This window comes from Massilia sp. UBA6681, assembly GCF_002454935.1.
GTDB classification, from domain to species: Bacteria; Pseudomonadota; Gammaproteobacteria; order Burkholderiales; family Burkholderiaceae_D; genus Telluria; species Telluria varians.
Genome location: NZ_DKJX01000002.1, coordinates 2,566 through 23,347 on the forward strand (window position 1 = coordinate 2,566; position 20,782 = coordinate 23,347).

At 66.8% G+C, this 20,782-nt stretch carries 15 protein-coding genes, 1 pseudogene and 1 CRISPR repeat array; of the genes and pseudogenes, 9 read left to right on the top strand and 7 right to left on the bottom strand.

The features are described from left to right. The first annotated feature begins 51 nt into the window (after positions 1-51). Positions 52-2,397: direct repeats of the CRISPR family, unit length 28 nt; unit sequence GTGCGCCCCGCACCTGCGGGGATGAGCC. Between the two features lie 228 nt (positions 2,398-2,625). Beyond that, a complete protein-coding gene (locus B2R83_RS00215) occupies positions 2,626-2,808 on the bottom strand; it encodes a YegP family protein (protein ID WP_034649443.1) in 183 nt (60 codons plus the stop codon). Between the two features lie 193 nt (positions 2,809-3,001). Between B2R83_RS00215 and B2R83_RS00220 the strand changes: the two are divergent. Then, positions 3,002-3,496, top strand: a pseudogene (locus B2R83_RS00220) (phosphatase PAP2 family protein); the annotation flags it as partial. A gap of 10 nt (positions 3,497-3,506) precedes the next feature. On the opposite strand, the gene B2R83_RS00225 reads toward B2R83_RS00220, so the two are convergent. Both B2R83_RS00225 and B2R83_RS00230 read right to left on the bottom strand, forming a co-directional pair. Next, positions 3,507-4,163: a response regulator transcription factor gene (locus tag B2R83_RS00225; protein WP_292037635.1), complete on the bottom strand. Its 657-nt coding sequence runs from the start codon at positions 4,161-4,163 to the stop codon at positions 3,507-3,509. Between the two features lie 10 nt (positions 4,164-4,173). Beyond that, a complete protein-coding gene (locus tag B2R83_RS00230; protein ID WP_292037636.1) occupies positions 4,174-5,136 on the bottom strand; it encodes a sensor histidine kinase in 963 nt (320 codons plus the stop codon). Between the two features lie 141 nt (positions 5,137-5,277). On the opposite strand from B2R83_RS00230, the gene B2R83_RS00235 reads away from it, so the two are divergent. From B2R83_RS00235 to B2R83_RS00260, 6 genes are all read left to right on the top strand, one after another. Next, complete coding sequence (locus B2R83_RS00235; RefSeq protein ID WP_051483583.1) at positions 5,278-5,925, top strand: DedA family protein; 648 nt, start codon at positions 5,278-5,280, stop codon at positions 5,923-5,925. A gap of 157 nt (positions 5,926-6,082) precedes the next feature. After that, positions 6,083-8,125, top strand: a complete 2,043-nt coding sequence (locus B2R83_RS00240) for a bifunctional copper resistance protein CopD/cytochrome c oxidase assembly protein (RefSeq protein ID WP_292037638.1) — start codon at positions 6,083-6,085, stop codon at positions 8,123-8,125. Positions 8,126-8,347: 222 nt separating this feature from the next. Then, positions 8,348-8,992: a single-stranded DNA-binding protein gene (locus B2R83_RS00245; protein ID WP_292037639.1), complete on the top strand. Its 645-nt coding sequence runs from the start codon at positions 8,348-8,350 to the stop codon at positions 8,990-8,992. Between the two features lie 155 nt (positions 8,993-9,147). Further along, positions 9,148-10,818, top strand: coding sequence for an energy-dependent translational throttle protein EttA (gene ettA, locus B2R83_RS00250; RefSeq protein ID WP_025253403.1), 1,671 nt, complete (start codon positions 9,148-9,150; stop codon positions 10,816-10,818). Between the two features lie 309 nt (positions 10,819-11,127). Continuing rightward, positions 11,128-11,553 carry an acyl-CoA thioesterase gene (locus B2R83_RS00255; RefSeq protein ID WP_292037642.1) on the top strand — a complete coding sequence of 142 codons (426 nt, stop codon included), beginning with the start codon at positions 11,128-11,130 and terminating at the stop codon, positions 11,551-11,553. A 71-nt stretch (positions 11,554-11,624) separates the two neighbouring features. After that, entirely contained in the window at positions 11,625-12,239 is a 615-nt protein-coding gene (locus tag B2R83_RS00260; RefSeq protein WP_292037643.1) for a hypothetical protein, read from the top strand. 10 nt (positions 12,240-12,249) lie between these two features. Here B2R83_RS00260 and chrA read toward each other — a convergent pair whose 3' ends face one another. Continuing rightward, positions 12,250-13,443: a chromate efflux transporter gene (gene chrA, locus B2R83_RS00265; RefSeq protein WP_292037644.1), complete on the bottom strand. Its 1,194-nt coding sequence runs from the start codon at positions 13,441-13,443 to the stop codon at positions 12,250-12,252. Between the two features lie 184 nt (positions 13,444-13,627). Between chrA and ald the strand changes: the two genes are divergently transcribed. Continuing rightward, positions 13,628-14,704 (top strand): alanine dehydrogenase, encoded by a 1,077-nt coding sequence (ald, locus tag B2R83_RS00270; protein WP_292037646.1) that lies wholly within the window; start codon positions 13,628-13,630, stop codon positions 14,702-14,704. Here the strand turns inward: ald and B2R83_RS00275 are convergent. Continuing rightward, positions 14,701-16,275: a methyl-accepting chemotaxis protein gene (locus B2R83_RS00275; protein WP_292037647.1), complete on the bottom strand. Its 1,575-nt coding sequence runs from the start codon at positions 16,273-16,275 to the stop codon at positions 14,701-14,703. The two genes, ald and B2R83_RS00275, sit on opposite strands and share 4 nt — an antisense overlap. A gap of 313 nt (positions 16,276-16,588) precedes the next feature. On the opposite strand from B2R83_RS00275, the gene B2R83_RS00280 reads away from it, so the two are divergent. After that, positions 16,589-17,917 (top strand): amidohydrolase, encoded by a 1,329-nt coding sequence (locus tag B2R83_RS00280; RefSeq protein WP_292037648.1) that lies wholly within the window; start codon positions 16,589-16,591, stop codon positions 17,915-17,917. Positions 17,918-17,992: 75 nt separating this feature from the next. Here B2R83_RS00280 and B2R83_RS00285 read toward each other — a convergent pair whose 3' ends face one another. Next, complete coding sequence (locus B2R83_RS00285) at positions 17,993-19,615, bottom strand: methyl-accepting chemotaxis protein (protein WP_292037649.1); 1,623 nt, start codon at positions 19,613-19,615, stop codon at positions 17,993-17,995. A 116-nt stretch (positions 19,616-19,731) separates the two neighbouring features. Then, a complete protein-coding gene (locus tag B2R83_RS00290; RefSeq protein ID WP_292037650.1) occupies positions 19,732-20,778 on the bottom strand; it encodes a M48 family metallopeptidase in 1,047 nt (348 codons plus the stop codon). Positions 20,779-20,782: the final 4 nt, after the last annotated feature.

The following is a 20,782-nucleotide window of genomic DNA, read 5'->3' on the forward strand; positions in this document are numbered from 1 at the left end:
CACCTGCGGGGATGAGCCGTCGCCGAGACTTAGCCCCACTTCGTCTAGTGCGTGCGCCCCGCACCTGCGGGGATGAGCCTGGGACGATCGACACGCTGATAGAACCTGCGGAGTGCGCCCCGCACCTGCGGGGATGAGCCACCCCGGTGGCGACAGTGGGGCAAGGGCTGGATAGTGCGCCCCGCACCTGCGGGGATGAGCCGTATCCAGCGGTAAGGCTGGCCCAACAATTGACGTGCGCCCCGCACCTGCGGGGATGAGCCCCAGGACGGCACCCCCACCTTCACCGGCTGGGAGTGCGCCCCCGCACCTGCGGGGATGAGCCCCTCGGTACGGAACCTGCATGGCTTAGGTGGACGTGCGCCTCGCACCTGCGGGGATGAGCCCACTGGCGACAACGACAAAAATGGTGGCGAGACGTGCGCCCCGCACCTGCGGGGATGAGCCCGCTTGCGTAGTAGCGTCAAACTACGTAGCCCCGTGCGCCCCGCACCTGCGGGGATGAGCCCTAGCGCATTTTCAAAACGCACCTGCCTAGGCGGTGCGCCCCGCACCTGCGGGGATGAGCCCATGTCAACACAGCATTACATTATGTGTTGTGAGTGCGCCCCGCACCTGCGGGGATGAGCCGTACCCCGGGTGCAGCCAGCCGGCTGTAGCCCGGTGCGCCCCGCACCTGCGGGGATGAGCCTGACCACCGACCCATTCCAGACTGTCCAGTGGAGTGCGCCCCGCACCTGCGGGGATGAGCCGATTTGTCCCCACTCGGCGGGGGTTAACGCCGTGTGCGCCCCGCACCTGCGGGGATGAGCCCTGCGGGGGCGAGTAGCAGGCCTGTTATAAATAGTGCGCCCCGCACCTGCGGGGATGAGCCCGCATATGGCGGCGTTCGCGTACTGGGCGGACGGTGCGCCCCGCACCTGCGGGGATGAGCCCCCCCATCCTCCGCATGTACCAACTGCTATCCGTGCGCCCCGTACCTGCGGGGATGAGCCTAAGGTGCGACCTCAAGATGCACACCCGAGGTGGTGCGCCCCGCACCTGCGGGGATGAGCCCGGGGGCCTATCGCACGATTTAGACCAACGGCCGTGCGCCCCGCACCTGCGGGGATGAGCCTCTGCCCGCGCCACAGTGGGGCGTTCCTGGCATGTGCGCCCCGCACCTGCGGGGATGAGCCACGAATACCCATCTACTCCGCCTCCATCGTCAGGTGCGCCCCGCACCTGCGGGGATGAGCCCGTCTTTGCCTATCGACCGATAGGTGAACCGTCGTGCGCCCCGCACCTGCGGGGATGAGCCGTACCCCTCCCACGTAGGCACTGTGACCTAGCGGTGCGCCCCGCACCTGCGGGGATGAGCCCGTAGCATGCTTTAATGGTGTCATCGCAACGAGGTGCGCCCCGCACCTGCGGGGATGAGCCTTGGCTCACGGGGATGCTCGCGAGTGGCTGGGAGTGCGCCCCGCACCTGCGGGGATGAGCCGAATATCTCTCTGGGCGGGCTGAGGCGGGGCTGGTGCGCCCCGCACCTGCGGGGATGAGCCGGCACAGCCTGAATAGCCCCACCAATACCGGTGGTGCGCCCCGCACCTGCGGGGATGAGCCCTCGTTGATGTTGAGGAAGCGATCCACGCTCATGTGCGCCCCGCACCTGCGGGGATGAGCCGGCCACGGGTGCGGGCGTCGGTACGGAGGACGCGTGCGCCCCGCACCTGCGGGGATGAGCCGACCTGGACGATTACCGACCAGGTAGCCAAGGGGTGCGCCCCGCACCTGCGGGGATGAGCCCACGGCGTTCTGCTCTGGGGAATTTTCAGCGGCGGTGTGCCCCGCACCTGCGGGGATGAGCCTGGGTACGGCATGGTGAAGGCGAATACGGCTACGTGCGCCCCGCACCTGCGGGGATGAGCCCACCGCCGCGATCGAGGCAAACAACCGTGTGGAGTGCGCCCCGCACCTGCGGGGATGAGCCCGCCGGGGGGTTGCTCGGCGATCGCCTCGTCTAGTGCGCCCCGCACCTGCGGGGATGAGCCTGGGTACGGCATGGTGAAGGCGAATACGGCTACGTGCGCCCCGCACCTGCGGGGATGAGCCGAAGGATTTTATCATGGCTTCGATCAAGCCGTGGTGCGCCCCGCACCTGCGGGGATAAGCCCTGTGACGAAATGATCACAGAGCAGTGGGACAAGTGCGCCCCGCACCTGCGGGGATGAGCCCGCGGCGTTGAATTCCTCCGCGGTGATCTGCCGTGCGCCCCGCACCTGCGGGGATGAGCCCGCGGCGTTGAATTCCTCCGCGGTGATCTGCCGTGCGCCCCGCACTTGCGGGGATGAGCCCAAAGAGACGACGCGGCAGGAACGTTTGGCTTTGTGCGCCCCGCACCAGCGGGGATCTTCCTTCCTCTTTGTGTCCAAATATGTTGTCCCGGCATCTGCGAGCGCACTCCTTGTCGCCAGCACCATGGGCGTCAATCGCGAATGGGTTTTCCCGGGCCCTCAGGTGAACAGCATTTCCTCACCCGAACCAGCATTCTCCGCCGGAACCTTGATTCGCTACCGATAGGCGTCGACAAGCAACGCAAAAGGACGCCCGCGCAAAGCGGACGCCCTTTCTGAGCAGGTCTTTTTAGGCGGTGAGGTCCTTGAGGACGGCCTCAGCCGCGGCGCGCTGGACGGCCTGAGTGCCCTTGATGCAGTCTGCCTTCTTCTCGTACGCCTCGCCAACGGCGACGATCTCGCCGTTTCCGGCCTTCAGGCGGAAGCGGTACTTGCCAGCCTTATCTTCGTACACTTCAAACTTCCCGGCCATCTTGTGTCCTTTCCGTACGAGCCAAGAATCGTTCACCACTCATTTTCCCACGGTTAACCGAAAAAGGGGAGGGGCACAGAAAACTGACAGGTTTTAGCCAGCTTGCTTGTCGACGGCTAAAGCATCCGCCCAGCTCAGAGGCGGTGCGCAATTCTTGGTGGATTCTTGGAAACCGCAATTTAACCTTGGGTTCATGAACGAATTCATTCCAGGAGAGCTGGGAATCACCATCGCGGCGAACTCGCTGCACACCGGGGTGCTCGGGGAGCTGACCTCGGGCCTGTACGCGGCGCTGGAGCCGGGCTTTGCCGTCGTTTACGTGCTGGCGCTGGCGGCCTTCATCGCCTGGCGCGCGGGCGACTACCGCCGCGGGTTGGAGTTCGGCGCGACGGTCGCGGCCACGTGGCTGCCGGTGGTCTTCATCAAGATGCTGGTCGCGCGCCCGCGCCCGGAGCCGTCGCTGCTGCCGCACCCGACCGCGTTCACGCCGGGGGACTGGTCCTTCCCGAGCGGGCACACCGCGTTCACGATGGCGCTCGCGGTCTCGCTGTTCCTGTTCAGCCGCAACCGCGTTCTGCGGATCCTCGCCGTGGTGCTCGTGCCGGTCGTGTGCGCGACCGTGCTCATCAACGGCGTGCACTACCCGACGGACGTCGCGTTCTCGCTGGTCTGGTCCGGTGCGCTCGCGCCGCTGTGGGCTAAGCTGGCGTGCCGAGTTGGTAGCCTGCTCCCCGAACGGTTTGGATCAGATCGCGGTCAGCTTTCCGACGGACGTAGTGAACGTACGTATCAACCGTCGACAGAGAATCTCCATGATCAAACACAGCCCCCAGTAACTGCTCGCGGCTAAACACCCGGTTGGGCTCGCGCGCGAGCACGGTCATGAGGGCGTTCTCCTTGGCGGTGAGCATGATCCTTCCCGTGTAGGGCGACTCGAGGCAGCTGTGGTCCGGATACAGGACCCAGCTGCCTATTTCTATGCCCTTATCCTTGCCGGAGTAGTCGCGGGTGAGCGCGCGAAGCCGCGCCTCCAGCTCCTCGAAGTCGAAGGGCTTGACAAGGTAGTCGTTGGCGCCGGAGTCGAGGCCGCTGACGCGGTCGCAGACCTGGCCGAGCGCGGTGAGCAGCAGCACTGGGGTGGCGTCGCGCCGGGCGCGCATCCAGGCGATGAGCTCGGTGGCGTCGCCGTCGGGAAGCATGCGGTCGAAGATGCACACGGCGAACATGTTCTTTTCCAGCTGGGGCTTGGCCTGCGCCAGCGAGACCACCCACGTGACGTCCCAATGCATGGACAAGATGTCGCGGGTGACCTCTCCCAAGCGCAGGTCGTCCTCGAGGTAGAGCAGCGGGTCCATGGGGTGCCTCCTAGTCGGCCTTCTTGAGCGTGAGGGCGAAGGTGGTTCCCTTGGGCCCGGTATTTTCCACACCCACCGTACCGCCGAAGCGGTGGACGGCGTCCTTGACCAGCGCCAGCCCGATGCCGTGGGACTGGTCGCGGCCGGGCGTGCCGCTGGCGAAGCGGTCGAAGACGCGGGAGGGTTCGATGCCGGTGATGCCGGGGCCGTCGTCGGTGATGCGGACGGTGACCTCCTTGTCGGTTTCCTCGAGGTGAAGTGCGACGTGCCCGCCGGTGGGGGTGTGGCTTAAGGCGTTGCCCACCAGCGCGTTGAGGCAGCGGTGCAGCGACACCTCGGACATGCTGATCCGGGTGTCGGCGTGGCGCGCGGGGATGGCGAGACTGATGCCGCGTTGGGTGGCGATGAGCGACTGGTTGTGCTCGAGATCGGCGAGGGCGCCCGACAGCGAGGCCGTGGCGTCGAGGTCGGTGGTGGTGGAGGCGATCTCGAGGAGATCGTTGACAATGTCCACCATGTCCTGGGTGTCCCGGCGCAGCTCCTTGGCCACCGGCGCGATCTTCTCATTCCCCGCGGACAGCGCCTGGAGCTGCTGGACGCGGGCGTGCATGACCGCAAGGGGAGTGCGCAGCTCGTGGGAGGCATCCGCGATGAAGTTCTTCTGGCGCTCCATCGCCTCGGCCAGCGGCTGCGTGGCCTGGCGGGCGAAGTAGAATGCCGCGGCCGAGGCCAAGACGATGGCGCCCGCGCCGAGCATGGCTACGGAGATGAACAGGTCGACGGGCTCGAAAGAGATGGTCACATGCCGGGGCGCGTCCGGCTTCGAGCTGCCGAAGGTCGCCTTCCACCACAGGGCGCTGAAAAACATGGCGGCGCCGGCGAAGACCATCCCCGCCGACACCAGCCCCATGCGGATGGCAAAGCGCTTGGCGCTCTGGCGGAAAAGCTCTTGGTCTGCGTCTCGATTCTGCACGCTTCTAGCCTAGCTGACCTGCGTAAGACAATTCTTGGCGGTTTCTTAGAGGGGCTTCGCGAGAATGGTTGGCAAAGACAAAACGATTCCGATTTTTTCAGGAGTACATCAATGATCAGCATGGGTCTTTTGACCGCCTTCATGGACTCAGGAAACCTCCTGCAGCAGTTCGGCCAGTACGTCGTCATGGGGCTGGCCGTCGTGATCTTCATCGAGTCCGGCGTCCTGTTCCCGTTCCTCCCCGGCGACTCGCTGCTCGTGACCGCGGCGATCATCCGCTCGGACCTCGGCATCAACGTCGCGGCTCTCCTGGCCATCGCCATCACTGCAGCCTTCCTTGGCGACCAGGTGGGCTTCTGGCTGGGCCGCCGCTTCGGCCGCCGCTTGTTCAAAGATGATGCCCGGATTCTTAAGACCAAGCACCTAGTCGCCGCCGAGGAGTTCTTCGCCAAGCACGGCCCGGCCGCGCTGGTGCTCGGCCGCTTCGTCCCGATCGTGCGCACCTACGTCCCCTTCGCCGCTGGCACCGCCGAGATGCCGTACCGCAAGTTCCTCACCTGGAACGTCACGGGCGCGATCGGTTGGGTGGTCACGATGGTGATGGTCGGCGTGCTGCTCGGCGACATCCCGGGCGTTGCCACCTCCATCGACAAGATCATGATCATCATCGTGGCCATCTCCGTCCTGCCGATGGCCTTCGGCTGGCTGAAGAATCGCCGCTCGTCGAAAGGCGAGGTGACCGCCGCTCCGGTCGCCGAGCTCGAGCCGGTGAACTCGACCGTCGCCTAAGGAGCCTTTGCCCCATCAGCCCGCCACCTGCGTTTATCGCGTGTGGCGGGCGTACCTTTGGCGTCGATAAGCAAAAAGGAGGATAGAGTGGCTCTTTTGGGTGATGAAACCATGCACCGAGTGGGTGATGGGCGTGCGGTGGGCTACCCTGAAACCCATGCCTGACACTCAAACTAGCGCGGCCGGAAAGGCGCGCGCGTCGTGGCCCCTGTACGCGGGCTTCGCGCTCGTCGCGGGGTTCGTCGCGGCGGTCCTCGGCTGGATCTTCGCCGGCGACTCGCTCGCGGCGCTGGGTATCCCCGACCCCGGCATCCTCACCACCGCCGGGTACCCGTTCCTGCGCGGCGTCGGCTGGCTGCTCGTCGCCCTGTCGGTGGGTAGCTTCCTCACCAGCGCCTTCTTCATTTCGCCCGCCTCGGACGACCTCCCGCACGCGCGGCTGACGGTTGACGGCGTGCTCGCGGCCCGCACAGGCTCCCTAGCGGCGCTGGGGTTCGGCCTCATCGAGCTGCTCATGGTTCCGATGGCGCTTTCCGACGTCTCCGGCCAGCCCCTATCCGAGGCCCTCAAGCCTTCGTCCTGGTCGATCGCGATCGGGCAGGTGTCCGCGGCGCAGGCGGCGCTCGCCTCGGCGATCATCGCCCTCGTGTTTGGCCTCGTCTCGCTCGGGCTGCGTTCGTGGATGTGGCAGCCGGTCTGGCTCGTCTTCGCGATCCTGCAGGTGGCGCCCCTGGGGCTCGAGGGGCACTCCGCCTCCGGCGGCGACCACGACTACGGCACCAACTCGCTGCTGCTGCACCTGCTGTTCGCCTTCCTGTGGGTGGGCGGGCTCATCGGGCTCATCGCGCACGGGCGCAGGCTCGGCCCCAACCTCGCGGTCGGCGTGCGCCGCTACTCGACGCTGGCGCTGGTGAGCATCATCGCCATGGCGCTCACCGGCATCATCAACGCCGCCATCCGCGTGCGCGTGGAGGACCTGTTCACCGTCGCCTACGGCCGGGTCATCGTGGCCAAGTTCCTGCTCACCGTCCTGCTCGGCGTGTTCGGCTTCGCTCACCGCCAGCGCACAATTCCGCAGCTGGAAAAGAAGCCGAGGCTGTTCATCCGCGTTGCGGTGGTGGAGGTCATCGTCATGGCGGCGACCATGGGTGTCGCCGTCTCGCTGGGCCGCACGCCGCCGCCCCCGCCGCGGGACATCACGCTCTCGCAGATGGTCCTCGACATGGGCTACGAGGTGACCAAGGCCCCGACCGTCACCAGCGTGTGGACGGTGTGGCGCTACGACCTCATGTTCACCACCTTCGGCATCGTGCTCACCGGCCTGTACCTGTGGGGGCTGTACCGCCTGCGTGAGCAGGGCAAGTCGTGGCCGTGGTGGCGCACCTTCTGGTTCCTGCTCGGCTCCGTAGGGCTTGCGGTGTCCATGAGCTCCGGCGTGGGCCTGTACATGCCCGCGCAGTTCTCCATGCACATGGTCACCCACATGGTGCTGTCCATGGTCATCCCGGTCTTCCTCGTCATCGGCGCGCCGCTGACCCTGGCCCTGGAGACGATCGCGCCGGGTGAGCCGGGCAAGCCCGGCATGCGGGAGTGGATCGAGGCGTTCCTGCACTCGAAGTCGCTGCGGTTCATCATGCACCCGGCGGCGAACACCATCCAGTTCATCACCATCTTCTACCTGCTCTACATCACCCCGTGGTACAGCCTCATGGTCTCCGAGCACGCGGGTCACCTCATCATGAACTGGGTGTTCCTCACCTCCGGCTACATCTACTACTGGGAGATGATCGGCGGCGACCCGAAGCCGGTGGAGAACTCCGTGATGAAGCGGCTCGCATGGCTGGTGTTCTCCATGCCCTTCCACCTCTACTTCGGCGTGTACCTGATGCAGCTGTCGCAGATCCTCGCCGAGGACTTCTACTCGAACCTGAACCTGCCGTACCCGGTGGACCTCATGCACGACCAGAACGTCGGCGGCGGCATCGCGTGGGCGTCGGGCTCGTTCCCGCTCATCGTGGTCTTCGGCACGCTGTTCCTGCAGTGGCTGAAGGAGGACAAGGAGGAGATCGAGGAGTTCGATCGCCGCGAGGAGGAAACCGGCATCGACGAGATGGACGCCTACAACGAGATGCTCGCGCGGATAAACTCCGGCGAGATGGACAACGTTTCTGAATACCACAATCAGAGGTTCGAGCGCTAGGCCCTCCTTCCACACGGCCCGATTTCTGTGGATAACTTTTCACCCCTCGAAGTTATCCACAGAAAGCGGGCCGTTTTTCGACGAGGGGTTGAAGGGCCTCGGGTTGGGTGGGATGCTTCGCGGTGTGAGGAGCAATCGCCTCACAGACCAGGAAAACACCGACCACACGCGAGGGCGCCGGGCGCCCCCACCCGGGCCCTCGCGTGGAAAGGAACACTCATCATGCACGCACAGACCACCATCATCGGCCACCTCGCCGACGACCCAGTCCTCACCAAGACCACCTCCGGCAACTTCGTGTGCCGCCTGCGCGTGGCCTCCTCGCGCCGGGTGCGCAAGCAGCCCGACCGCCAGGCCGTGGAGCAGGGGCGCAGCAACCTCGAGCAGTCCGGCTACTCCCCGGGCGGGGCCGCCGAGTCCACCCGACCCGGCAGCGCCAACGACGGCTGGGTAGACCAGGACCTGCTGTTCATTGACGTCGAGTGCTGGGGACAGCTGGCCATCAACGCCAAGAAGTCCCTGCAGAAGGGCCGCCCCATCATGGCCAGCGGCTACCTCTACACCAACACCTGGGTGGACGAGAAGGACGGCAAGGAGCAGGTCCGCTCGGTCACCCGGCTGAAGGCCAGCGCGCTCGGGCTCGAGCTCTCGCGCTACGTTGCGGGATCGCGCAAGTCGGTCCCCAACGACGAGGTGGCCATCGACGGCCTGGAGACGCCGGACCCGACCGGCGTGGACGATTCGATCATCAACCGCGACTACAGCAACCGCCCGCCCGCTGAGCCTTCGCAGGAGGAGGGCGAGCAGGAGGATCACACCGAGCACACCGGGCACGCAGACCCGTCCCTTTCGGCCGTGGCCTGCTAGCCGTAGGCGTCGACAAGCAAAGCAAAAAAGGGGGTGATAGGAACGCGCCGGGGCGGGGTAGCGGAGTGTGGGTATTGGTGGCTAAACTCATGTACCCTTTGGACTGACTAGTGCTAATACCGCACTCACTACTGTGTGAAAAGGGAGTAATCAACGTGGGCGAATTCATCTACACGATGAAAAACGTGCGCAAGGCCATCGGCGACAAGGTCATCCTCGACAACGTCACCATGGCCTTCTACCCCGGCGCCAAGATCGGCGTCGTCGGCCCGAACGGTGCCGGTAAGTCCTCCATCCTGAAGATCATGGCGGGCCTCGACCAGCCCTCCAACGGCGAGGCCTTCCTCGATCCGGGTGCCACCGTGGGCATCCTCCTACAGGAGCCGCCGCTGAACGAGGAGAAGACGGTTCGTGGCAACGTGGAGGAGGGTCTGGGCGGCATCTTCGAGAAGAAGCAGCGCTTCGAGGAGATCGCCGAGGAGATGGCCACCAACTACACCGACGAGCTCATGGAGGAGATGGGCAAGCTCCAAGAGGAGCTCGACGCCGCCGACGCCTGGGAGATCGATTCCAAGATCGAGCAGGCCATGGAGGCGCTGCGGTGCCCGCCGTCCGACGAGCCGGTCTCCCACCTCTCCGGTGGTGAGCGCCGCCGCGTGGCGCTGGCCAAGCTGCTGCTGTCCGAGCCGGACCTGCTGCTGCTCGACGAGCCCACCAACCACCTCGACGCCGAGAGCGTGCAGTGGCTGGAGAAGCACCTGCAGACCTACAAGGGTGCGGTGCTGGCCGTCACCCACGACCGCTACTTCCTCGACCACGTCGCACAGTGGATCTGTGAGGTCGACCGCGGCAAGCTCTACCCCTACGAGGGCAACTACTCCACCTACCTCGAGACCAAGGCCGCCCGCCTCGAGGTCGCCGGCAAGAAGGACCAGAAGCTGCAGAAGCGCCTGAAGGAAGAGCTCGCGTGGGTGCGCTCCGGCGCCAAGGCCCGCCAGGCCAAGAACAAGGCCCGTCTGGCCCGCTACGAGGAGATGGCCGCGGAGGCCGAGCAGTACAAGAAGCTCGACTTCGAGGAGATCCAGATCCCGACCCCGCCGCGCCTGGGCAACCAGGTCGTGGAGGTCAACAACCTCACCAAGGGCTTCGACGGCCGCGTCCTCATCAAGGACCTCTCCTTCACCCTGCCGCGCAACGGCATCGTGGGTGTTATCGGCCCGAACGGCGTGGGCAAGTCCACCCTGTTCAAGACCATCGTGGGCCTGGAACAGCCGGACTCCGGTGAGGTGAAGATCGGCCAGACCGTCAAGCTCAGCTACGTCGACCAGAACCGCGAGAACATCGACCCGGAGAAGACCGTGTGGGAGGTCGTCTCCGACGGCCTCGACTACATCGTCGTCGGTCAGAACGAGATGCCCTCGCGCGCGTACCTGTCCGCGTTCGGCTTCAAGGGCCCGGACCAGCAGAAGCCGTCAAAGGTCCTCTCCGGCGGTGAGCGCAACCGACTGAACCTCGCGCTGACCCTCAAGCAGGGCGGCAACCTGATCCTGCTCGACGAGCCGACCAACGACCTCGACGTCGAGACCCTCGGCTCGCTGGAAAACGCGCTGCAGAAGTTCCCGGGCTGCGCCGTCGTGATCTCCCACGACCGCTGGTTCCTGGACCGCACCTGTACCCACATCCTCGCCTGGGAGGGCAACGTCGCCGAGGGCCAGTGGTTCTGGTTCGAGGGCAACTTCGAGGACTACGAGAAGAACAAGGTCGAGCGCCTCGGCGCCGACGCCGCGCGCCCCTCGCGCGTGACCCACCGCAAGCTGACCCGCTAGGGTTTTCCTGCTGCGCGTCTTTGACCCCGCAGTTCTTGGCTCTTGGCTTTGATTCCTAGCCTTGATTCCTAGCCTTGACTCCCGCCCACGCGCGACCGCCTCACCGCGTCGCGCGTGGGTTTTTTGTTCGCCTTGGGGCGGTTGCAGGAGCGGTGAAGCGCGAGGTTTTCCCAGCGTGGCGCATCGATTTAGAAATGTTTGTTCGGAAAACTACTATTTTGTGGTGAGGAACCCGGGCCGCCGGACTAGGCTGGTTCGGGCAAGTAACCGATGCGCTCGCACGCACATTATTGATGGAGAGAGCCAATCGTGGCCGAAGAAAATCGCAACCTACACATCACCAAGGTCCCGTGCCGCTGGTCCGACTTTGACCGGTTCGGTCACATTACCAACCCCGCCTACATCGAGCTGGCCCAGGAGGCCCGCCAGATCATGGCCCACGAGGAGTTCGTCGAGCGCGGCGTCGAGGCGGCCCCGGTGTTTGTACGCAAGATCGAGGTGGACTACCTGCGCCCGATCATGCCGGACACCTTCGCGGTGATCGTGGAGACGCAGGTCGTAGAGGTCGGCCGCACCTCGTTTACCACCCGCCAGGAGATCAAGGACCTCAACGGCACCACCTGCGCGATCGTCGAGGCGGTCCAGGTGGTCATCGACCTCAAGACGGCGCGCCCGCGCGCGATCAACGACGCCGAGCTGAAGATCCTGACCCGAGTCGCCGACTCCGCCAAGTAGCGACCGCTGACGGCTGTCACCTGGCGCTCGTGGCCCCTTTCGCCGCGCGCCGGGGGAGTAGTGTGGTCGCCATGAATGCACTCACCGTCACCGTGTCGATGAAGGAGGGCGCCGCGGGCGTGTCCTCGCTCGTGCAGCGCGCGAGCGGCCTCGATCCCCAGGCGCTCGTCCGCGCCCGTTCGCTTCGCGAGGGCGTGCTCGAGGTGTTCGTGTCCACGCCGTTCGAGGTTGTCGCTTCACGACGCTGCGCTGGCAGCGTCGATCCCGACGGCGGCGTCGTGGGTGCTTCCGACTTCCTCGCCGGGGGAGCAGGAACCAGCCGCCAGGCCTCGTGGCCCGGCTCCCTGCCGCCGGCCTCGGGCTTCACGCTCGTCGATCAGGTCCCGGTGGACGTGGTGCGCGGGCTCGCCGACCAGGGTCACGCCCTGGCGCGTCAGTTCAACGGGCCGCTCGGCCCCCCGAAGAGCCTGCTCGACCAGACGGTGCTCACCGTCGAGGGCGAGGGCAGGGCCGAGATCCCCATGCGGATGATCTTCGCGTGCACCTCGCTGGGGCTCATCCCCGGCTTCGACGCCCCGCTGGAGATCCCGCGCCACCTGCGGGTGTCCACCTGCGGTCGGTGGGTGCGCCTGGACGCCCCGTTTGGCACCGTCTACCGCAGCTCGGGCCTCAGCCTTCTCGTATGACCCCGCGACGCTAGAGCACGATCCACCCGAGGAGCGCCGCGGCCAGGGTGATCTGCCACGGCGGGCGCTTCCAAAAGGCCAGCGCCGCGAAGCACCCGATCGCAATGGCCGCCGCCGCGAGCGGCCGTGAGGCCAGCCAGACCCCGTGGGTGAACACGGGTGTGCACCAGGCCGCCGCGAGGATTCCCACGACCGCGGCGTTGATTCCCGTCAGGCAGCGTCGGAAAGCGACGCTGTGTGCAAGCCGCGAATAGGAATGCAGGCCGACGACCGTGAGCAGCGCGGCGGGCAGGAACATCGCCGCCGTCGCGAGCACCGCGCCGGGCCAGCCGTGCTCGACGGCGCCCAGGTAGGCGGAGAAGGTAAACAGCGGGCCGGGCACCGCCTGGGCGGCGCTGTAGCCGTTGAGGAACAGCTCGGTCGGGATGCCGCCCGCGCCGGTGACCAGCGGCTGGAGCATCGGCAGCACCACGTGTCCGCCGCCGAAGACGAGCGAGCCCGCGTAGAAGTAGTCGGCGAACCGGATAAGCGGCCACGACCACGAGCCGTGAAAGGCGATGACGAACAGCGCCCCCAGCACCCCGAGGACGAGCGCCGCGCCCGCTGTGGCCGCCACGGCCGCACCCGGATCGCGCAGCCTCGAGCCGTCCGAGGGCGGCAGCTCCGGGCGGGTGAACAGGAAACCCGCGGCGGCGGCGAGCGCGATGACCGCGATCTGCGTGAACGCGCTGGGGAGGGCGACGCACGCGACAAGCGCCGCCGCCATCAAGGATGCGGTGAGCGCGGTGAGCCGCACGCCGCGAAACATCGAGTAGACCGCGTGGGCGACCACGCCCACCGCCGCCGCCAGCAGCCCCGCGAGCGCGCCGGAGCCCTGCCACCCGGCCCCCACTCCGAGCGCGAACAGCGCGAGCGCGAGCGCCGAGGGCGCAGTGAAGAACAGCCACGCCAGCCCCATTCCGGCAAACCCCGCGCGCTGAAACCCCAGCGCCATGCCCACCTGGCTCGAGGCGGGCCCGGGCAGGAGCTGGCACAGGGCGACGAGGTCGGTGAACGCGCGCTCGTCCAGCCACTTCCGGCGGGTGACGAATTCCTCGCGGAAGTAGCCGATGTGCGCGGTGGGCCCGCCGAAGGAGGTGATCCCCAGCGTCCCGAAGCTGGCCGCTACTTCTCCTAGCCTCCCGCGGGTGGGTTGGTCGTTCATGGGTGCAAAGCCTAGGGCACCCGCCGCGAGTCGGCAGTGTGAGCGAAGTTCTCTCGGTCAAACCACCCCCGGGCGTATGTGGCGGGCGTTACTGTGGTGCTAGGTGGCTTCCACGATCGGGCACCACCCACTTTCCCTCACCCCGGGCCCTATCCGCGCCCATCGGCGCACGACAAGGAGAACCATGCGCATCGGAATCCCCGCAGAGATCATGAACCAGGAAGGCCGCGTCTCGGCCTCCCCGCAGGCGGTTGCTTCGCTGCTTCACGACGGCCATACGGTGCTCGTCCAACGCGGCGCGGGAGCCCACAGCTCGTTCACCGACGCCGACTACGAGGCCGCCGGAGCGGTGCTGGGCACCGCCGAGGAGGCCTGGGCCTGCGAGCTCGTGCTCAAGGTCAAGGAGCCGCAGCCGGAGGAGTACCGCTTCCTGCGCCGCGACTTCATCCTGTTTACCTACCTGCACCTGGCGGCCAGCCCGGAGCTGGCCCGTGCGCTCATGGAGGCGGGTACCACGGCGATCGCCTACGAGACGGTCACCGACGCCATGGGCGGCCTCCCACTGTTGACGCCCATGAGCCAGGTCGCAGGCCGGCTCGCGGTGTTGGCGGGCGCCCACCACCTGCAGTCCACCCAGGGCGGGCGCGGCGTGCTGCTCTCGGGCATCCCGGGCACCCCGCCGGGCAAGGTGGTGGTCATCGGCGGCGGGCACGTCGGCGCCTCGGCGGTGGCGATGGCCGCGGGCCTGCGCGCGGAGGTCACGGTCCTCGACATCAGCGCGCGGGTGCTCGAGCGCTTCGACGACGTCTACCAGGGCCGCGTGCGCACCGTCCTGTCCGACCCGGCGGCGCTCGCGGCGGAGCTAGCCGACGCCGACCTCGTCATCGGCGCGGTGCTCGTGGCGGGCGCGAAGGCACCGGTGCTGGTCAGCGACGCGATGGTGGCGACGATGCGCCCGGGGTCGGTGCTCGTGGACGTGGCCATCGACCAGGGAGGCTGCTTCGAGTCCTCGCGCAAGACCAGCTACTCCGACCCGACCTTCACCGTGGGGGAGACGGTGTTCTACTGCGTGCCCAACATGCCAGGCGCGGTGGCGCACACCTCGACGAGGGCGCTGAGCGCGGCGACGAGCCCGTACGTGCGCGCGATCGCCAACCTCGGCGTCGACGGCGCGATCGAGCAGTACCCGGGCCTTGCCGGGGGCATCAACGTCCGCGACGGCGAGATCGTCAACGCGGCCGTCGCCAGGGCGCTCGGCTAGATCAGCCGCATGGCGGCCACGCCGCCCAGGATGAGCAGGACGCCGACCACCTGGGCCAGGCGGGCCGCCTGGTCCTGCATCGAGGCCGCTGCCGCCGCCGACTCTTCGACCAGCGCTGCGTTCTGCTGGGTCACCTGGTCCATCTGGCCGATGGCCTGGTTGACCTGTTCGATGCCGCCGGTCTGTTCCTGGCTGGCCGATGCGATCTCGGCCATGATGTCGGTGACGCGGCGGATCGAGGTGACCACTTGCTCCATGGTGTCGCCGGTCTGGTCCACCAGTCGGGTGCCGGCTTCGACCTTCTCGACCGAGTCGCCGATCAGGGTCTTGATCTCCTTAGCCGCGGCGGCGGAGCGCTGGGCCAGGGTACGCACTTCGGAAGCCACCACCGCGAAGCCGCGGCCCTGTTCGCCGGCGCGCGCCGCTTCCACGGCCGCGTTCAGGGCCAGGATGTTGGTCTGGAAGGCGATGCCGTCGATCACGCCGATGATGTCGACGATCTTCTTCGAGGAGTCGTTGATCGAACCCATGGTAGTGATGACCTGGTCCACCACGTTGCCGGCATCGAGGGCAACGCTGGACGCGGTGATCGCCAGCTGGTTGGCCTGGCGCGCATTGTCGGCGTTCTGGCGCACCGTGGTGGTCAGTTCTTCCATCGACGCCGCGGTTTCCTCCAGCGCGCCGGCCTGCTGTTCGGTACGTGCCGACAGGTCGAAGTTGCCGGCCGAGATTTCCGCCGAGCCGGTGGCGATGGTGTCGGTGCCGCTGCGCACTTCGCTGACGATCTTCACCAGGCTGTCGTTCATGTTGCGCAGGGCGCGCAGCAGGGCGCCGGTTTCGTCCTTCGTGTCGGCTTCGATGCGGCCGGTCAGGTCGCCCGCGGCCACGGTCTCGGCCGCCTGCACTGCGGCATGGATCGGGCGGGTGATGCCGGTGGTGAGCAGCCACGACAGGGCGGCGCCGAGCAGCACCGCGCCGGCGGCCAGCACGCTGATGACGGTGCTGTTGTGGCGCGCGCTCTCGTCGATCGCCTTGGCGGTCTGGTCGATGCTGTTGCGCTGCATGAGCACCAGCTCGTGCAGCAGGTCCTGGTACTTCTGCGCCGCCGGCGTGAAGCCCTGCTCGAGGATGCGCGCGGCTTCCTCGGCATTGCCGTCGGCCTTGGCCTTGACCGCGCCGTCGCGCGAGGCGCTGTAGGTCTTGCGCTGCTCCAGGATCTTGGCGAACAGCGCCTTTTCCTTTTCACCCGCGATCAGCGGCTCGATCTGCTTGAGCAGTTCGGCTGCCTTTTTGACCGAGGCGGCGGCGTCTTCCTTGAAGTAGGGGCCGAGTTCCGGGTCGGCGCTCTTGACGATCGCGGCGGTGCGGCGGATCGAGGCGAAATTCAGGCTGTACCAGTCGGTGATCAGGCGCTCCTTGGTCAGGGGCGCCGCCATCATGTCGCGGGTCGACGCCGCCACGTCGTTCATGCGCGAGATGCCGGCCACGGCGATCAAGAGCGTCATCGCCAGGATCACGGCAAAGCCGAGACCCAGGCGTCGTCCAATGCGAATATTCGAGATGAAACCCATTACAGCGTCCTTGTGGTATTCGAGGGTGGCGTGAACGCCGGCGGCTGCAGGCGACGTTGAAGGCGTGGCACGTGCGGCGCGTAGGAATAGTCCGACATCACTTGAGGGGACGGATTTTACGTGTAAATCAATTCTCTGCAGAAATAAAAAATGAAAATGAGAAATTTTTACGACACTTTTGTTACGTAGAACTACCTATGTTAATTGTTAAATATTGCCGCATGGAAATGCGTCTGTTATGGTGCCGGCCCCGATGATTGTCAGTACAGTCCATCGGGGTCGCCTCCGTTCCCCCCGTTTTTCGAGAAGATTCATGAAACAATCCGCCCGTCTCATCCGACAACTCCTGCTGGCCGGTGCCTTCGCCGCCAGTTCCGCCCACGCCGCCGGCCTGCCGCCGGAAATGCGCGCCCAGCTCGACAAGATGTTCCCGTCGGTCGAAGCCCTGTACCAGGACCTGCACCGCACGCCGGAGCTGGCCTTCCAGGAGCACCAGACCGCGACGAAGCTCGCCGAGCGTGCCAAGGCGCTGGGCTTCGACGTGACCACCGGCGTCGGCGGCACCGGCGTGGTCGCGATCCTGAAGAACGGCCCCGGCCCGACCGTGATGCTGCGTACCGAAATGGACGGCCTGCCGGTCCAGGAAAAGACCGGCCTGCCGTTCGCCAGCGCCCACACCCAGAAGAACGCGGCCGGCGAAACCGTGTCGACCATGCATGCCTGCGGCCACGACGTCCACATGTCGGCCTGGTACGCCACCGCCAAGCTGATGGCGGACAACCGCAAGGCCTGGAGCGGCACCCTGATGCTGGTCGGCCAGCCGGCCGAAGAGCCGCTGACCGGCGCCCTCGCCATGCTCAAGGACGGCCTGTTCACGCGCTTCCCGAAGCCTGACTACGCGCTGTCGATGCACGACGAAGGCACGCTGCCGGCCGGCCACGTGGGCTACCGCGCCGGCCCGTTCCGCGCTTCGGCCGACACCGTCACCATCACCATCCATGGCCAGGGCGGCCACGGCGCCACCCCGCACGAGACCCGCGACCCGGTCGTGATGTCGGCGCGTATCGTGATGGCGCTGCAGACCCTGGTCTCGCGCGAGAACAACCCGGCTGACCCGGTCGTGATCACCGTCGGCAGCATCAACGGCGGCACCCAGGCCAACGTGGTGCCGGACCAGGTCAAGCTGATGCTCACCGTGCGTACCTTCCGTCCGGAAGTGCGCCAGCGCGTGCTGGCCAGCATCGCCCGCGAAGTGAAGGGCGAGGCGATCGCGGCCGGCGCACCGAAGGAGCCGACCATCGACGTCAAGCCGGGCCCCTTCCCGGTGTTCAACGATCCGGAACTGACCGCGCGCGCCGTCGCCGCGATCAAGGGTGCCATCGGCGAGCAGAACGTGAGCGAGATGCCGGCCAAGATGACCTCGGAAGACTTCGCCCACTATGGCCAGGCCGGCGTCAAGGCCATCCTGCTGCACGTCGGCGCCGTCGAGCCGGGCAAGCTGGCCGCCGCGCGCCAGGCCGGCAAGTACCCGCCGGGCACCCACTCGCCGCAGTGGGCGCCGGACTTCAAGCCGACCGTGACTTCTTTCATCGCGGCCGAAACCGCGGTGCTGCTCGACCTGATGAAGCCGGGCGCGAAGTAATCCCTGCGTAGCAAATGAAAAGGCCGGGCCCTGTCATGCACAGGGCCCGGCCTTTTTTATCTTTTTACCAAATGGTCAGGAAATCAGAAGCTTTCCGATTCCTGCGCGGCCTGCGAGCGAACGGGGCGCCGCCGCCGGTGCGGCCGCCTGCGCCTCAAGCCTGAACACGTTCACCATGCCGGCCAGGCGCGCGGCCTGGTCCTGCAGGGCGCCCGCCGCGGCAGCCGATTCCTCCACCAGCGCGGCGTTCTGCTGGGTCGATTCGTCCATCAGGCCGATCGCCTGGTTGACCTGCTCGATGCCGTGGATCTGTTCCTGGCTGGCCGACGCGATCTCGGCCATGATGTCGGTGACGCGGCGGATCGAGGTGACCACTTGCTCCATGGTGTCGCCGGTCTGGTCCACCAGTCGGGTGCCGGCTTCGACCTTCTCGACCGAGTCACCGATCAGGGTCTTGATCTCCTTCGCCGCGGCGGCCGAGCGCTGGGCCAGGGTGCGTACCTCCGACGCCACCACCGCGAAGCCGCGGCCCTGCTCACCGGCGCGTGCCGCTTCCACAGCCGCGTTCAGGGCCAGGATATTGGTCTGGAAGGCGATACCGTCGATCACGCCGATGATGTCGACGATCTTCTTCGAGGAGTCGTTGATCGAGCCCATGGTGGTGATGACCTGGTCCACCACGCTGCCGGCATCGAGGGCGACCTTCGACGCGGTGATCGCCAGCTGGTTGGCCTGGCGCGCGTTGTCGGCGTTCTGGCGCACGGTCCCCGTGAGCTCTTCCATCGAGGCCGCGGTCTCTTCCAGCGAAGCCGCCTGCTGTTCGGTGCGGCTCGACAAATCGAGGCTGCCGGCGCTGATCTCGCCGGATGCGGTGGCGATGGTGTCGGTGCCGCTGCGCACCTCGCTGACGATCTTCACCAGGCTGTCGTTCATGTGGCCGAGGGCGCGCAGCAGGGCGCCGGTCTCGTCCTTCGTGTCGGCGTCGATGCGGCTGCTCAGGTCGCCCGCGGCCACGGTCTCGGCGGCCTGCACGGCGGCGCGGATCGGGCGCGTGATGCCGCGCGTGAGCATCCACGAGAACAGCGCGCCGAGCAGCACGGCGCCGGCCGTCAGGCCGGCGATGATCATCTGGCCGCGGGTGGCGGTCGCATCGATGCCGGCGGCGGTGGCGGTGATGTGGGCGCGTTGCATCGCGACCAGTTCATGGATCGATTCCTGGTAGGCCTTGGCGGCCGGAGTGAAGGACTGATCCAGGATCTGATCGGCCAGTTCCTGGTTGCCCTCGGCCTTGGCCTTGATGGCGTTGTCGCGCGCGGCGCCGTACAGCTTGCGCTGTTCGGTGATGCGCTTGAACAGGGCGCTTTCCTGCTCGCCCGCGATCAGCGGTTCGATCTGCTTGACCAGGTCGGCGGAGGTCTTGGCGGTGGCAGCGGCGTCTTCCTTGAAATAGCCGGTCAACGAGGGATCGCTGCTCTTGACGATGGCAGCGGTGCGGCGCACGGCAGCGAAGATCTGGGTATGCCACTCGGTGATCAGCCGTTCCTTGGTGAGCGGCGCTGCCAGGGTGTCGCGGGCGGCGCTGGAAACCTGTTCGAGGCGCCACATGCCGGAGCCGGCAATCAGGACCGCCATGACGAGGGTGAGGGTAAAGCCGACGGCCAGGCGGATGCCGATGCCGAGATTGTTAAAAGTGCGCATAACTGACTCTGCCAAACATACCAATGGGAAACAACAATTATTGCCCATTTGTAACAGTAATGCATGCTTTATCTTTACGCCGCCCGGCTTGTATAGATGATTTACAACACCCGGGCTCAGTCTGCCTTGTTGCCTGGTGCCTTGCGCAGGCGCTGGCTGCGGGCGTCTCTGCCGGGATGACTGGACGCATAGGACATTGCCTGGCGCATGAACTTGGGCAACTTGCTGGCCCGCTCGTCGAGATGGAGGAACAGGTCTGCCAGCGGCGCTGTCGGGATGCCGTTTGCCTGCAGCGCACGGGCCGCATGATCGTCGGCGGCCAGTTCCATCTCACGTGAATATTCCATGTTGGTCAGTACCGCCGGCAGGCCGGCGGCGACGGCGCTGAAGTCGCCGAACAGCGTGGCCGACAGCGCCGCGGTGAGCGAAGAGCGCGTGATGGTGCGCACGCTGTGGCGCATCTCGATGTGGCCGACCTCGTGGGCGAGCACGCCGGCGAGCGCCGCTGCGGCACGTGCGTCGAAGTCGTTGTCCCTGCCCATCACCATGCGCACCATCTCGTCGGTCAGGACGATGGTCCCGTCGGGGAAGGCCAATGCGTTCGCACCCAACTGGGGCGCCGCATACACCCGCAGGCGCAGCGGAATGCGTGGCGCAGCCGGCTGGACCCGTTGCAGGATGCCTGCCAGCGCCGCGATCCGGTCCTCGCTCAGGCGCGAGGGTCGCAACAGACCCTGGCGCTCGAGCAGGGCCAGGGCATTGCGGCCGAGGGCCTGGTCTGCCGCAGGCGGGACTTCGCGTGACAGGCGCTCGGCCGCCGCCGGAATGCCCCAGTGCCAGGCGGACGCGATCAGGCCCACCAGCAGGGCCAGGCCCGCCAGTGCGGCGGCGGTATGCTCCTGCCAGCGCACCACCCAGGACTTGCGGTAGCCGAGCGTTTCGGCCAGCATCGCGCGCATGGCCGGGTCATGGACTTCGGCGCGCGCGCCGTCCGCGAAATACAGCACGGCCGGGGTGTGCCGGAAAGGCTCGGCCAGGCGCGTTTCCGGCGCCGGGTAGCTGCGCGTGGTTTCGCCGGACAGGTGGATAGCCCCGTTGCTGGCGCTCAGGTCGACCACGTGCAGGCGTGCGCTGCGACTATCGAAGTAGTGTGCTGCGCTCATGATG